This window comes from Methylopila musalis (assembly GCF_042679725.1).
GTDB lineage: Bacteria > Pseudomonadota > Alphaproteobacteria > Rhizobiales > Methylopilaceae > Methylopila > Methylopila musalis.
Genome location: NZ_JBHTMX010000078.1, coordinates 1 through 12941, shown reverse-complemented (window position 1 = coordinate 12941; position 12941 = coordinate 1). Strand labels below are relative to the sequence as shown.

Below are 12941 nucleotides of genomic sequence, written 5' to 3'. Positions count from 1 at the left end.
GCGCCGAAGGCGAGAAGCGCGCCGGCCGCGCCGAGCGTCAGCCCGAACAGGCCGGACAGCGCGAGCGCGCCGGGCCGCCGCGCCATCGCCCCGAAGATCTCCCGCAGCACCACGCCGAGGAAGAAGGACGGCACGATGCGCAGCGCGCCGCCGTCGTGCATCAGCGTCATCAGGTCCCGCCCGAGCCACAGTTTCGCGATCGCCCAGCACAGGGCGAACAGCGCCGCGGCGGCCGCGAGCTTGGCGGCGGGCGAGCGCAGCCGGGACGCGACCATCAGGTAGAGCGGGAAGGTGAGATAGGCGGTCCATTCCGCGCCGACCGACCAGGACGGCTGGTTCCAGGCGAGCTCCGGCGTGATCCCGGTGGCGTGCAGCATGGTCAGATGGGCGAGGAAGGACGACGCGGTCGGCGTCCAGGGCGGCGTCAGCCCGACCGCGCGGCCCGCGAACACGATGGCCGCCACCGCCAGAAGGCCAGCCAGATGCAGCGGCCAGATGCGGGCGAAGCGGCGGATCAGGAACCGGACGTGGTCGTAGGTCCCCTTGCGCCACGGTCCCTCATAGACGTGGGCGAGCACGAAGCCGCTCAGCACGAAGAAGAAGTCGACCGCGGCGAGGCCCAGCACGTCCAGCGGCAGGCGGCTCGCGATCACACCCTGGGCATAGGCGTCGATGTGGAAGATCACCACCATCAGCGCCGCGAAGCCGCGGGCGGCGGTGAGCTCCAGCAGTTCGCTGCGCGAGGCGTCCGATGCCAGTATCGTCACGGGAGACTCGTTCGCGCGGCGTGCGGAAGACAACGCCGCCAGCGTGACCCGCTCCAGGCGAACATTCGGTTAAGCGCCCGCGCGGGAACGGCCGGATCCGGGGTTCGACGTTCGTTTCATGCGGAGCGCGGAAGGTCGCGCCCCTCTCTTGTCCCGGACTTGATCCGGGACCCAGAACCGCTGGGCTTTCAGAATAGGGCGCGACGACCGGGGCGCCTTATCTCCATGCGTCGGCGTCTCTGGGTCCCGGATCAAGTCCGGGACAAGAAGGAAGGGCGGCCGCCTGCGGGAAAAGCGACACACCAGCGGGGGAGGGCTCGCCGGTCCCGCGATCGTGCGCCGGCGCCCGGAGACATTGCGCGGCGCTCTCTGGAATTGGTCAAAAGCTAAGACTACTCTTATGTCGCCCCCGGCGCCGCCTCCGCACGAGGACGGCGCGCAGCGGACCGATGGGTCCGCCACAGAAGGCTGACACAATGATCAAGCTCACCATCAACGGTGTCGAGCGCTCCGTCGACGCCGATCCCGACACGCCCCTGCTCTGGGTGCTGCGGGACGAGATCGGACTGACCGGCACCAAATTCGGCTGCGGCGTCGCGCTCTGCGGCGCCTGCACGGTGCACATGGACGGCGCCGCCGTCCGCTCCTGCCAGACCCCTATCAGCGCCGTCGGCGACAGCGCCATCGTCACCATCGAGGGCCTCGTCGGCCAGGGCGCCGGCAAGGAAGGCCTCGCGGTCCAGGCCGCATGGCGCGCGCTGGACGTGGTCCAGTGCGGCTACTGCCAGTCCGGCCAGATGATGTCGGCGGCCGCCCTGCTCACCGAGAACAAGACGCCCACCGACGAGGACATCGACGCCGCCATGGGCGGCAACGTGTGCCGCTGCGCCACCTATCAGCGCATCCGCGCCGCGATCCACGACGCCGCGCGCCGGCTGGAGGCCTGATCCCATGACGTTCCAGCCCAAAACCCCGCGGGCGGCCGAGCCGCTCGATCTCAGCCGCCGCGGCTTCCTCGCGGTCGTGGGCGGCGCCGGGCTCGGCCTCGCGGTCGGCCTGAAGCCGTTCGACGCCGTCGCCGCCGCGAACGGCGCCGCGCCGGCCGCCTTCAACCCCTTCGTGAAGATCGCGCCGGACGGCGTGGTCACGGTGGTGGTGAAGCATCTCGACAAGGGCCAGGGCGTCGCCACCGGCCTCGCCACGCTGGTGGCCGAGGAGCTCGACGCCGACTGGGCGCAGATGCGCACCGAGTTCGCCCCCGCCGACAACGCCCGCTACGCCAACCTGATGTTCAAGGCGCAGGGCACCGGCGGCTCCACCTCCATCGCCAACTCGTGGGAGCAGTACCGCACGGCCGCCGCCACCGCCCGCGCCATGCTGGTGAACGCGGCGGCGCAGGCCTGGAGCGTCGCCCCGGGCGAGATCGTGGTCGAGAAGGGTCGCCTGTCCCACCCCTCGGGCAAGAGCGACGGCTTCGGCGCCTTCGCCGAAAAGGCCGCCGCCGCGCCCGAGCCGGTGGCCGCGCCCCAGAACGCGCCGTTCAAGGACCCCTCCAAGTACGTCTACATCGGCAAGGAGGGCCTGCACCGGATCGACAACGATCCCAAGACCGACGGCACGGCGATCTACACCCAGGACGTGAAGCTGCCGAACATGCTGGTGGCGGTGGTGGCCCATCCGCCCCGCTTCGGCGCGACGGTGAAGGGCTTCGACGACGCCGAGACCCGCAAGATCAAGGGCGTGAAGGAGGTGGTCGCCGTGCCCCAGGGCGTGGCGGTGCTCGCCACCAACACCTGGGCCGCCATCTCCGGCCGCAACGCGCTCAAGGTGGAGTGGGACGACGCCAAGGCCGAGACCCGCGGCAGCGACGCCCTGCTGGCGGAGGCCAAGGCCGCCGTCGCCAAGGCGGACGGCGGCGTGGCCGCGGTGACCGAGGGCGACGCCGAGGCGGCGTTCAAGACCGCCTCCAAGGTGATCGAGGCGGACTACGCCTTTCCCTACCTCGCCCACGCCGCCATGGAGCCGCTGAACTGCGTGGTGGACGTGCGCAAGGACGGCACGGCCGAACTGATCTACGGCTGCCAGTTCCCGGCGATCGACCATCCGACGGCCGCCCAGATCCTCGGCCTGCCGCTGGACAAGGTCACCATCACCACCGTCTGGGCCGGCGGCAGCTTCGGCCGCCGCGCCGTGCCCACGGCCGACTACGTGGCCGAGGCGGTCGCCATCGCCAAGGCGATCGAGGGCCGGGCGCCGGTCAAGCTGGTCTGGACCCGCGAGGACGACACCAAGGCGGGTTACTACCGCCCGCTCTACGCCCACAAGGTGAAGGCGGCGATCGGCCCCGACGGCCTCCCCACGGCCTGGTCGCACCACATCGCCGGCCAGTCCATCTTCGGCGGCACCGCGCTCGAGGCCATGACCGTGAAGGACGGCGTGGACGAGACCTCGGTCGAGGGCGTGTCGAACCTCGCCTACGCCGTGCCGAACCGCTCGGTCCGGCTCACCACCCTCAAGACCGGCGTGCCGGTGCTGTGGTGGCGCTCGGTCGGCCACACCCACACGGCGCACGCGGTGGAGACCATGATCGACGAACTGGCCCACGCCGCCGGCCAGGACGCGGTCGCCTATCGCCTCGCTCTGCTCAAGGACAAGCCGCGCCACACCGCGGCCCTCAAGCTCGCGGCGGAGAAGGCGGGCTGGGGCGAGAAGCTGCCCCAGGGCCGCGGCCGGGGCGTCGCGGTGCATGAGAGCTTCAACACCATGGTCGCCCAGGTGGTGGACGTGACCATCCGCAAGGACGGTTCGGTCAAGGTCGACCGGGTGGTCGCCGCGGTCGATTGCGGCGTGGTGGTGAACCCGGACGTGATCCGCGCCCAGATCGAGGGCGGCGTCGGTTTCGGCCTCGGGGCCGCGCTGCGGAACGCCGTCACGCTCAAGGACGGCGAGGTGGAGCAGGCCAACTTCGACACCTATGAGCCGCTGCGCATCACCGACATGCCCCATGTGGAGGTGCACATGGTGACGAGCGACGCCAAGCCGACCGGCGTCGGCGAACCCGGCGTCCCCCCGATCGCCCCGGCGCTCGCCAACGCCATCTTCGCGGCGACCGGCAAGCGCGTCCGCGACCTCCCGATCGGAGACCAGAAGTTCTCCAGCGTGTGAGGAGACAGCGGTTCCCCTCTCCCCGCAGGGGGAGGGGGGACCAGGACTTTCTTCGGCCAAGCGCAACGACCAAGACAAACGACAAGGGCGCGACGGATCTCTCCGCCGCGCCCTTTTTGTGATCCCGCCCGACGTTTTGCGGCGTCAGGTGTTCATGGAGTCGAAGAAGTCGCCGTTGGTCTTGGTGGAGCGCAGCTTGTCCAGGAGGAACTCCATGGCGTCCACGGTGCCCATGGGGTTGAGGATGCGGCGCAGCACATACATCTTCTTGAGCTGGTCCGGCGGAACGATGAGCTCTTCCTTGCGGGTGCCGGAGCGGGTGATGTCCATGGCCGGGAAGGTGCGCTTGTCCGACACCTTGCGGTCGAGGATGAGCTCCGAGTTGCCGGTGCCCTTGAACTCCTCGAAGATCACCTCGTCCATGCGGCTGCCGGTGTCGATCAGCGCCGAGGCGATGATGGTCAGCGAGCCGCCTTCCTCGATGTTGCGCGCGGCGCCGAAGAAGCGCTTCGGGCGCTGCAGGGCGTTGGCGTCCACACCGCCGGTCAGCACCTTGCCGGAGGACGGCACCACGGTGTTGTAGGCGCGGCCGAGGCGGGTGATCGAGTCCAGCAGGATGACCACGTCGCGGCCGTGCTCCACCAGGCGCTTGGCTTTCTCGATCACCATCTCGGCCACCTGCACGTGGCGCTGGGCCGGCTCGTCGAAGGTGGAGGAGATGACCTCTCCCTTCACCGAGCGCTGCATGTCGGTGACCTCTTCCGGCCGCTCGTCGATCAACAGCACGATGAGGTAGCATTCGGGGTGGTTCTGGGCGATGGCGCTGGCGATGTTCTGCATCATCACCGTCTTGCCCGTGCGGGGCGGCGCCACGATCAGGGCGCGCTGGCCCTTGCCGAGCGGGGCGACGATGTCGATCACGCGGGTCGACATGTCCTTCTTGGTGGGGTTCTCCACCTCCATCTTCAGCCGCTCGTCCGGATAGAGCGGCGTCAGATTGTCGAAGTGGACCTTGTGGCGGGCCTTTTCAGGCTCCTCGAAATTGATCGTGTTCACCTTCAGCAGGGCGAAGTAGCGCTCGCCCTCCTTGGGGCTGCGGATCTGCCCCTCCACCGTGTCGCCCGTGCGCAGCGAGAAGCGGCGGATCTGGGAGGGCGAGATGTAGATGTCGTCCGGCCCCGGCAGGTAGTTGGCGTCCGGCGAGCGCAGGAAGCCGAACCCGTCCTGCAGCACCTCGACCACGCCGACGCCGATGATGTCGGTCTCCCGCGCGGCGAACTGCTTGAGGATGGCGAACAGCAGTTCCTGCTTGCGCAGCGTGCTGGCGTTTTCGACCTCGAGCTCCTCGGCCTGGACGAGCAGTTCGGTGGGCGACTTGGCCTTGAGATCGGAAAGCCTGACTTCGGGCATCGGCAGCCTTCGGGAGATGGAGTCCGGAATCGAACGGGCGGGTGCAGGATCGATCGGGCAGGGGGAGGGTCGTTCACAGGCGGGGCGAGAAGCCCGATGGATCGGGCCGCCCGTCGCCTCCTGAGCGTCGCGCGCCGGACGAAACCGTCCGAAGGCGGAGCCGGGTCCGGCCTCGAACGAGCCGGAACGCAATGGCGCTGCGTAAGGGAGTAGCTCTCACATAAACCATCGGCGCGGCGCCCGACAAGGGGCGCCGCGCCTGAAAAGCGAGATCAGAACGGTTTCAGAATGACGAGGCCGACGATCAGGATCATCAGCAGGGTCGGAACCTCGTTCATGAACCGATAGAAGCGGTGGCTGCGCGTGTTGCGGTCGGCGGCGAAATCCTTGACCCAGCGGCCGAGGATCCCGGTGTAGGCCGAAAGCCCCACCACCAGCGCCAGCTTGGCGTGCATCCAGCCCGACGACCACCAGCCCGCCATCACGATCAGGGCGACGCCCGCGATCCAGGCCACCGCCATGGCCGGCCGGCCGATGGCGTTGAGCAGCCGCCGCTCCATCACCTTGAAGGTCTCGGAGGTCTCCGAGCCCGGCGCCGCGCCGCAGTGGTACACGAACAGCCGGGGCAGATAGAGGATCGCCGCCATCCAGGAGATGATGGCGACCACGTGCAGGGTCTTGATAACGCCGTAGAGGTCCATCGTCCCCGCCTTCGCCCTCGGGTCAGCGCGTCACGCCGTCCGCCGCGCCCGCGCCACCAGCTGCGCCACATGCTCCGGCGGCGTGTGCTGCCGCACCCCGTGGCCGAGATTGAGGATGAAGGGTCCGCCGCTGAGATCGCGGACGCAAGCGTCCACGGCCGCATCCAGCGCAGGGCCGCCCGCCATCAGCGCCAGCGGGTCCACATTGCCCTGCAGCGCCACGCCCGCGGGGGCGGCGGCCCGGGCGGCGAGCCGGTCCTCGGCGGTGGCGAGGCCGAAGCCGTCCGCCGGCACGGCGTGAGCGAAGGCGCCGAACTTGGCCCCCGCGCCCCGGGCGAAGGCGATGATGCGCGCGCCCGGAACCTTGGCCCGCACCCGCGCGCAGATGGCGGCGATCGGCCTGGTGGACCAGCGCTCGAACTCGGCCGGGGGCAGGTCGCCGCTCCAGCTGTCGAAGATCTGCACCGCCTGCGCGCCCGCCTGAAGCTGCGCCACCAGATGGGCGGCGGAGGCCTCCACCAGCCTGTCGATCAGCGTCTGGAACGTGTCCGGCTCGCGATAGGCCAGAAGGCGGGCAGGCGCCTGCTCGTCGCCGCCCCGGCCGGCCACCATATAGGTCGCCACGGTGTAGGGAGCCCCGCAGAAGCCGATCAGCGCCGTCTCCGGGGCGAGGGCCGCCCGGACCCGCGCGACGGTCTCGTAGACCGGCGAGAGGAAGCCGAGATCGATTTCGGGTTTCAGGCGATCGAACTCGGCGAGCGTCGTCACCGGATCGAGCCTCGGACCCTCGCCCTCCACGAAGCGCACGTCCTGCCCGAGCGCGTGGGGCACCACCAGGATGTCGGAGAACAGGATGGCCGCGTCGAAGCCGAAGCGGCGGATCGGCTGCAGCGTCACTTCGGTGGCGAAGTCGGGGGTGTAGCAGAGGTCGAGGAAGCTTCCGGCCCGGGCGCGCAGCTCGCGGTATTCGGGCAGGTAGCGGCCCGCCTGCCGCATCAGCCAGATCGGAGGCGTCGGCAGCGTCTCGCCGGCGAGCGCCCTCAGGAACGGCGCCGTCTCGCCCTGTTCCGGACCTGCCGTCCCCTGATCGCTCACCACCGAAGCTCCTCTCTCAAGAGTCCTGAATCGACTCTTCTGCTTCTTTTTCTAGGGGGGCCGATTACATCCATTCCAAAAGCTCCACAAGGCGTCCACAGATCGCGCATCGTTAACCATCCGTTAACGCCTGTGGCCGGGCCCTCGGATCCGAAGGGATGAGAGACTTGTTCCCGCAGTCCGTCCACCGGGGCCGAAACGTTGTCCCGGCGCGGAGCGGTGTTGATGAAAATCGCCCCTTCAGCCACTGTCCGGCCCGAAGCGGCGTTTCGGCGCCCATTCGTCCACAGCCGTCCACCGCGGGATTCACGGCCTGTCCCGCCCTCCGCCCCGCCGTCCCGGCCCGGTCCCGCTGAACCGCCATGCCCGTCCGCGCCTTCCATTTCCATCTGGTCTCCGACTCCACCGGCGAAACGCTGGTCTCGGTCGCCCGCGCCGCCGTGTCCCAGTATGAGGACGTGACCGGCGTCGAGCACGTCTATCCGCTGGTGCGCTCCGCCCGGCAGCTCGACCGCGTGCTGGGCGAGATCGCCGACGATCCCGGCATCGTGCTCTACACGCTGGTGGAGGAGGAGCTGATCGAGCGGCTGGAGCGGCGCTGCCGGGAGCTCGGCTGCCCCTGCCTGCACGTGCTGGAGCCGGTGTTCGCGCTGCTGCGCTCCTATCTCGGCGCGGAGAAGACCAAGCTGCCGGGCGCCCAGCACGCCCTCAACGCGGATTACTTCAAGCGCATCGACGCGCTGAACTTCACCATGGCCCATGACGACGGCCAGTTCACCGAGGGCATGGCCGACGCCGACGTGATCCTGCTCGGCGTCAGCCGCACCTCCAAGACGCCGACCTCGATCTACCTCGCCAACCGCGGCGTGAAGACCGCGAACATCCCGCTCATTCCCGCCCTGCCGCCGCCCCATGGGCTGGAGAAGCTGCGCAAGCCGCTGATCGTCGGCCTGATCGCCACGCCCGAGCGCATCGTCGCCATTCGGCACAACCGCATCCTCGGCCTCGAAGGCGGCATGGAGGGGCGGCTGCAGGACGACGCCTATGTGGACCCGGAGGCGGTCGCGGCCGAGATCACGGCCTCCCGCCGCTTCTGCGCCCGCTACGGCTGGCAGACCATCGACGTCACCCGCCGCTCGATCGAGGAGACGGCGGCCGCCGTGCTCTCCATGCTGAGCGAGCACCGCGCCAAACGCTTCGCCGAACACATCGCCACCACATGACGCTCTGGTCCCTGCCCCATCCGCTCGTGCTCGCCTCCAAGAGCGCGATCCGCGCCAGCATCCTCACCGGCGCGGGCCTGCCCGTGGAGGTCGCGCCCGCCGACATCGACGAGCGCGCCGTGGAGGCGGAGCTAACCGGCGAGGGCGCGACGCCCGCGAACGTCGCCGACGCGCTCGCCGCCGCCAAGGTGGAGGAGGCGGCGATCGCGCAGATCGGCCGGCTGGTGGCGGGCGCGGACCAGACCCTGGCGCTCGGGTCCGAGCGCTTCACCAAGCCCGCGGACCGGGAGGCCGGCCGTCGCCAGCTCGAGCGGCTGTCGGGGCGTGTCCATGTCCTGTCCTCCGGCGTGGCGCTCGCCATGGACGGCGTGGCGCTCTGGACCGAGGTGCAGGAGGCGCGCCTCACCATGCGGACGCTGTCGCCGGCCTTCATCGAAGCCTATCTGGACGCGGCCGGCGAGGGCGCGCGCCTCAGCGTCGGCGGCTACCAGTTCGAGGGCGTGGGCGCCCATCTGTTCGAGGCGGTGGACGGCGACTTTTTCACCATTCTCGGCCTGCCCCTTCTCCCGCTGCTGGCCGCGCTGCGCCGGGCCGGGGCGATCGCGGCGTGAGCGCTCCCCGCGCCTGCGTGCTGGGCTGGCCGGTGCGCCAGTCCCGCTCGCCGCTGATCCATGGCCACTGGCTCAAGACCCTCGGCCGTCCCGGCTCCTACGAGCATGCGGAGGTCCCGCCTGAGGCGTTCGAGGCCTTCGTGCGGGGCTTCGCGGACAACGGCTTTGCGGGCGGCAACGTCACCGCGCCGCACAAGGAGGCCGCCTTCGCGCTGGTGGACGAGGCCGACGCCGAGGCGGGGGCGCTTCGCGCCGCCAACACGCTGTGGCTGGAGGGCAACCGCCTCCACGGCGCCAACACCGACGGCTTCGGCTTCCTGACCAATCTGGACGAGGCCGCCCCCGGCTGGGAGGGCGAACGCAAGGTCGCCGTGGTCATCGGGGCCGGGGGCGCGGCGCGGGCGGTGGTCCATGCGCTCGGGCGGCGCGGCTTCGAGCGCGTGGCGGTGCTGAACCGCACCCGCGACAAGGCGGAGGCCGTAGCGGCGCTGGCGGGCCGCGCCGGATGGGCGGCCGGCCTCGACGAGCTGTGGCGCGTGCTGCCCTCCGCCGATCTGGTGGTGAACGCCACCTCCCTTGGCATGGCGGGCAAGGGCGCGCTCGACCTTCCTCTGGGCGAACTGCCGGAGCGGGCGGTGGCGACCGACCTGATCTATGTGCCGCTGGAGACGCCGTTCCTCGCCGACGCCCGGACGCGAGGCGTGCGCGCGGTTGACGGGCTCGGCATGCTGCTTCATCAGGCGGTTCCGGGCTTCGAGCGCTGGTTTGGCGTTCGCCCGGTCGTGACGCGGGAGCTGCGCGACCTCGTGGTCGCGGACATCGTCGGCGCCCCGGCGCCGAGCCCGGCGTGACCTTCAGGAATGTTTGGACCATGGGGACTGTCGCCGCGCTGCTCGCCGTCAAGCTGCTGACGCTCAGTGGCTCGATCGCCACCACCGCCTGGCTCGTGAGCTTCTTCGCCTTTGAGGACGCGCTTGGGGCTCATCGCTGGACCCTGTTCGTCGGCGGTTTCGCGGCGATCGCGGCCGGCGAACTCGGCGCATGGCTCATCGCCCGCCAGGCCGGCGGGCGCCAGCCGGCGGCGCGCCGATGATCGTCGTCGGCCTCACCGGCTCCATCGGCATGGGCAAATCCACCACCGCGCGGCTGTTCGCGGACGAGGGCGTTCCCGTGCACGACGCCGACGCCACCGTGCACCGGCTCTACGCCGGCGAGGCGGCGCCGGTGATCGAGGCGGCGTTTCCGGGCGTCGTCAAGGATGGGGCGGTGGATCGCAAGGAGCTGGGGACGCGCGTGATCGGCGCGCCCGAAGCGCTCGCGAAACTGGAGGCGATCGTCCATCCTCTGGTGCGCCGCGCCGAAGCCGAGTTTCTGGCGCGGGAGCGCGCCGCCGGCCGGCCGATCGTGGTGCTGGACGTGCCGCTGCTGTTCGAAACCGGCCGCGCCGGCGCCGTGGACCACATCGCCGTGGTCAGCGCCGGCGAGGCGGAGCAGCGTCGCCGGGTGCTGGCGCGTCCGGGCATGACCGAGGAGACCTTCGCCGCCATGCTGGCCCGTCAGACGCCCGACGCCGAGAAGCGCGCCCGCGCCCACACCGTCATCGACACCTCCCGCGGGATCGAGGCCGCGCGCGATCAGGTGCGCGCCCTGATCGCGACGCTGAGCGCCGGGAGCTGACGCCATGCGCGAGATCGTGCTCGACACCGAAACCACCGGCCTCGATCCCCTGAAGGGCGACCGGGTGGTCGAGATCGGCTGCGTGGAGCTTCTGAACCGCATCCCCACCGGCGGCCACTACCACGTCTACATCAACCCCGAGCGCGACATGCCGGAGGAGGCGTTCCGGGTGCACGGGCTCTCCACCGAGTTCCTGTCGGACAAGCCGGTGTTCGCGGACGTGGCCGGGGGCTTCCTCGACTTCATCGCCGAAGACGCGCTGGTGATCCACAACGCCGCCTTCGACGTGGGCTTCCTGAACATGGAGCTGAAGCGCTGCGGCAAGGAGGAGCTGTACTCCGACCGCATCGTGGACACGCTGCCGCTGGCGCGCCGGCGCAACCCCGGCGGCGGCGCCTCGCTCGACGCGCTGTGCCAGCGCTACGGCATCGACAACTCCAAGCGCACCAAACACGGCGCACTGCTCGACAGCGAGATCCTGGCGGAGGTCTATCTCGAGCTTCTGGGCGGCCGGCAGGCCTCGCTCGGCCTGTCGCCGCTGGACGCGCTCAACGCGCGGGGCCGCGTGCGCACCCGGCAGCGGCCGGTTCCGCTGCCGCCCCGGCTGACCGAGGCGGAGATCGCGGCCCACCTCGCCTTCGTCTCGACGCTCGGCGGCGGCCAGCCGGCGTGGCGGGAGTATCTCGACGGCCTCGACGCGACCGCCGCCGAATAGGCGCGTCGGCACGAGACAGCGACCATGAAAAAGGCGGCCGGGAGGATGTCCCGGCCGCCTTTTTCTTGTCCGTCGAAACGGAGATGGATCAGTTCGGCGCGCCCTGCTGGCGGGAGGCCTCTTCGGCGGCGCGGGCGCGGTAAAGCGCGGCGAAGTCCACCGGGTCGATCATCAGGGGCGGGAAGCCGCCATTGCGCACGGACTCGGCCACGATCTGGCGCGCGAACGGGAACAGCAGCCGGGGGCACTCGATCATCACCACCGGGTGAAGCTGCTCCTCGGGGATGTTCACGATGTGGAACACGCCGCCATAGAGCAGGTCGACGCGGAAGATCTGGGTCTCGCCGTCCTTGGCCTGGCCTTCGATCGCGAGCTCGACCTCGAAATCGTTGTCGCCGACCTTGCGGGCGTTCACGTTCACGCGAATTTCGATCTGCGGCGAGGTCTCCCGCGGCGCGAGCGAGCGCGGCGCGTTCGGGTTCTCGAACGAGATGTCCTTGGCGTACTGGGCGAGGACGTTGATCGCCGGCAGGGTGCTGGGGTCCGGGGCGCCGTTGGTGTTCGCCATGGGTGTCGGTCTTTCGCTGACGGGAGATGTGTCGCGGTCGGGCCGCGAGGCGCTTGCGCGTCCCGAGCCCATGTTCGCGCGCGGCGTAACACAGGGCCGGCCGCGTCGGAAGTCCCGTCCATCGAAAAGACGAGACCCTCAGGCTCGTGCGATCAGCGCTCGGGACGGGCCGCGGGCTCGACCTCGCGCCACTCGCGCGCGTCGAGGTCCACCATGTCGGCGGGGGCGGCGCGGCTCGTTCGCGGAGCCTGCGGACGGGCGGCGCCGGGGGTCTTGTCGCCGGTCAGGAACCAGCGGATGCGCCGGCGCGCCTCGGGCATCAGCGCCAGCACGCCGAGCGCGTCGGTCAGGAAGCCCGGCACGGCGAACAGCAGGCCGGCGAGGCCGCGCATGCCGCGGGATCCGTCCAGCGCCAGGGACAGCACGCCGCCGCCCCGGCGCGCCTCGGCCCGCGCCTCGCGGATCAGCGAGCCCAGCATGGCGATGCCGATCGCGGAGATCGCGACCTGGAGCAGGATGGCCTTGCCCACGCCGATGGCGGAGGCCACCAGCGCGAAGACGACGATCTCGAGGATCGGCAGGGCCAGAAGAAGAGCGAAGATGCGCGGCATTGACGTGTCCGTGAACGAGCTTGGCGAAACAGGCCGCCATGCTCCATGTGGGGAGGCGTGCGGCGCCCGCAAGGCCCTCGCGCCTCACGGCTTCGCGCCGGGGTTCGAAGCCTGTCGGCGCATGCGCGACGTCGAACCGACTGGATCGACGGGCGGGCGCGGCACATATAGACCATGACGGACGGCGGCGATGGGCCGCGGGCGAGATCACTGCGAGACCCGATGAACGACGGCATCGACATCTACACGATCATCATCCTCGTGTTGGCGGTCTTCATCTTCTTCAAGCTCCGTTCGGTGCTCGGCACGCGGACCGGGCATGAGCGCCGGCCGACCGACGTGCAGCGCGGGCCGCAGGCGGACGCGCCGCCCGCCAACGACCGGCCGGCGCCCCAGCC

General features: G+C 70.5%; 14 protein-coding genes and 1 pseudogene. 9 read left to right on the top strand and 6 right to left on the bottom strand.

All coding sequences use genetic code 11. The features are described 5' to 3' along the window. Positions 1-767, bottom strand: a 767-nt coding sequence (locus ACFQ4O_RS10015; protein WP_378775551.1) for an acyltransferase family protein, incomplete at its 3' end; no start/stop codon positions are given. Positions 768-1243: 476 nt separating this feature from the next. Between ACFQ4O_RS10015 and ACFQ4O_RS10010 the strand changes: the two genes are divergently transcribed. Together ACFQ4O_RS10010 and ACFQ4O_RS10005 are read left to right on the top strand one after the other, a co-directional pair. Next, positions 1244-1714: a (2Fe-2S)-binding protein gene (locus tag ACFQ4O_RS10010; protein WP_378775550.1), complete on the top strand. Its 471-nt coding sequence runs from the start codon at positions 1244-1246 to the stop codon at positions 1712-1714. A gap of 4 nt (positions 1715-1718) precedes the next feature. Continuing rightward, positions 1719-3932, top strand: coding sequence for a xanthine dehydrogenase family protein molybdopterin-binding subunit (locus ACFQ4O_RS10005; protein WP_378775549.1), 2214 nt, complete (start codon positions 1719-1721; stop codon positions 3930-3932). A 144-nt stretch (positions 3933-4076) separates the two neighbouring features. Here ACFQ4O_RS10005 and rho read toward each other — a convergent pair whose 3' ends face one another. The 3 genes from rho to hemE all read right to left on the bottom strand — a co-directional run bounded on the left by rho (position 4077) and on the right by hemE (position 7138). Beyond that, on the bottom strand, positions 4077-5342 hold the full coding sequence (gene rho / locus ACFQ4O_RS10000; protein WP_378775548.1) for a transcription termination factor Rho: 1266 nt from the start codon (positions 5340-5342) through the stop codon (positions 4077-4079). A 272-nt stretch (positions 5343-5614) separates the two neighbouring features. Continuing rightward, positions 5615-6043, bottom strand: a complete 429-nt coding sequence (gene hemJ / locus ACFQ4O_RS09995; protein ID WP_378775547.1) for a protoporphyrinogen oxidase HemJ — start codon at positions 6041-6043, stop codon at positions 5615-5617. Between the two features lie 30 nt (positions 6044-6073). Beyond that, on the bottom strand, positions 6074-7138 hold the full coding sequence (hemE, locus tag ACFQ4O_RS09990; RefSeq protein ID WP_378775546.1) for a uroporphyrinogen decarboxylase: 1065 nt from the start codon (positions 7136-7138) through the stop codon (positions 6074-6076). A gap of 362 nt (positions 7139-7500) precedes the next feature. On the opposite strand from hemE, the gene ACFQ4O_RS09985 reads away from it, so the two are divergent. The 6 genes from ACFQ4O_RS09985 to dnaQ are packed head-to-tail and all read left to right on the top strand — an operon-like array spanning position 7501 to position 11364. Continuing rightward, positions 7501-8361 (top strand): pyruvate, water dikinase regulatory protein, encoded by an 861-nt coding sequence (locus tag ACFQ4O_RS09985; RefSeq protein WP_378775545.1) that lies wholly within the window; start codon positions 7501-7503, stop codon positions 8359-8361. Further along, positions 8358-8972, top strand: a complete 615-nt coding sequence (locus ACFQ4O_RS09980; RefSeq protein WP_378775544.1) for a Maf family protein — start codon at positions 8358-8360, stop codon at positions 8970-8972. The genes ACFQ4O_RS09985 and ACFQ4O_RS09980 overlap by 4 nt, the downstream gene beginning before the upstream one ends. Further along, complete coding sequence (locus tag ACFQ4O_RS09975) at positions 8969-9823, top strand: shikimate dehydrogenase (protein WP_378775543.1); 855 nt, start codon at positions 8969-8971, stop codon at positions 9821-9823. The genes ACFQ4O_RS09980 and ACFQ4O_RS09975 overlap by 4 nt, the downstream gene beginning before the upstream one ends. 20 nt (positions 9824-9843) lie before the next feature. After that, positions 9844-10065, top strand: coding sequence for a hypothetical protein (locus ACFQ4O_RS09970; RefSeq protein WP_378775542.1), 222 nt, complete (start codon positions 9844-9846; stop codon positions 10063-10065). Then, positions 10062-10649: a dephospho-CoA kinase gene (gene coaE / locus ACFQ4O_RS09965; protein ID WP_378775540.1), complete on the top strand. Its 588-nt coding sequence runs from the start codon at positions 10062-10064 to the stop codon at positions 10647-10649. The genes ACFQ4O_RS09970 and coaE overlap by 4 nt, the downstream gene beginning before the upstream one ends. 4 nt (positions 10650-10653) lie before the next feature. Continuing rightward, on the top strand, positions 10654-11364 hold the full coding sequence (gene dnaQ / locus ACFQ4O_RS09960) for a DNA polymerase III subunit epsilon (protein WP_378775539.1): 711 nt from the start codon (positions 10654-10656) through the stop codon (positions 11362-11364). 88 nt (positions 11365-11452) lie between these two features. Here the strand turns inward: dnaQ and secB are convergent, their stop codons facing one another. Then, the gene (secB, locus tag ACFQ4O_RS09955; protein ID WP_378775538.1) at positions 11453-11932 is read right to left on the bottom strand and encodes a protein-export chaperone SecB; all 480 of its coding nucleotides are present in this window, start codon (positions 11930-11932) and stop codon (positions 11453-11455) included. A gap of 152 nt (positions 11933-12084) precedes the next feature. Further along, complete coding sequence (locus ACFQ4O_RS09950; protein ID WP_378775537.1) at positions 12085-12543, bottom strand: FxsA family protein; 459 nt, start codon at positions 12541-12543, stop codon at positions 12085-12087. Between the two features lie 222 nt (positions 12544-12765). On the opposite strand from ACFQ4O_RS09950, the pseudogene ACFQ4O_RS09945 reads away from it, so the two are divergent. Next, positions 12766-12941 (top strand): annotated as a pseudogene (locus tag ACFQ4O_RS09945) (Tim44/TimA family putative adaptor protein); the annotation flags it as partial.

Coding starts and splice junctions, on each gene's coding strand:
- ACFQ4O_RS10010 (WP_378775550.1), top strand. CDS start 1,244: ATGATCAAGCTCACCATCAACGGTGTCGAGCGCTCCGTCGACGCCGAT.
- ACFQ4O_RS10005 (WP_378775549.1), top strand. CDS start 1,719: ATGACGTTCCAGCCCAAAACCCCGCGGGCGGCCGAGCCGCTCGATCTC.
- rho (WP_378775548.1), bottom strand. CDS start 5,342: ATGCCCGAAGTCAGGCTTTCCGATCTCAAGGCCAAGTCGCCCACCGAA.
- hemJ (WP_378775547.1), bottom strand. CDS start 6,043: ATGGACCTCTACGGCGTTATCAAGACCCTGCACGTGGTCGCCATCATC.
- ACFQ4O_RS09985 (WP_378775545.1), top strand. CDS start 7,501: ATGCCCGTCCGCGCCTTCCATTTCCATCTGGTCTCCGACTCCACCGGC.
- ACFQ4O_RS09980 (WP_378775544.1), top strand. CDS start 8,358: ATGACGCTCTGGTCCCTGCCCCATCCGCTCGTGCTCGCCTCCAAGAGC.
- ACFQ4O_RS09970 (WP_378775542.1), top strand. CDS start 9,844: ATGGGGACTGTCGCCGCGCTGCTCGCCGTCAAGCTGCTGACGCTCAGT.
- coaE (WP_378775540.1), top strand. CDS start 10,062: ATGATCGTCGTCGGCCTCACCGGCTCCATCGGCATGGGCAAATCCACC.
- dnaQ (WP_378775539.1), top strand. CDS start 10,654: ATGCGCGAGATCGTGCTCGACACCGAAACCACCGGCCTCGATCCCCTG.
- secB (WP_378775538.1), bottom strand. CDS start 11,932: ATGGCGAACACCAACGGCGCCCCGGACCCCAGCACCCTGCCGGCGATC.
- ACFQ4O_RS09950 (WP_378775537.1), bottom strand. CDS start 12,543: ATGCCGCGCATCTTCGCTCTTCTTCTGGCCCTGCCGATCCTCGAGATC.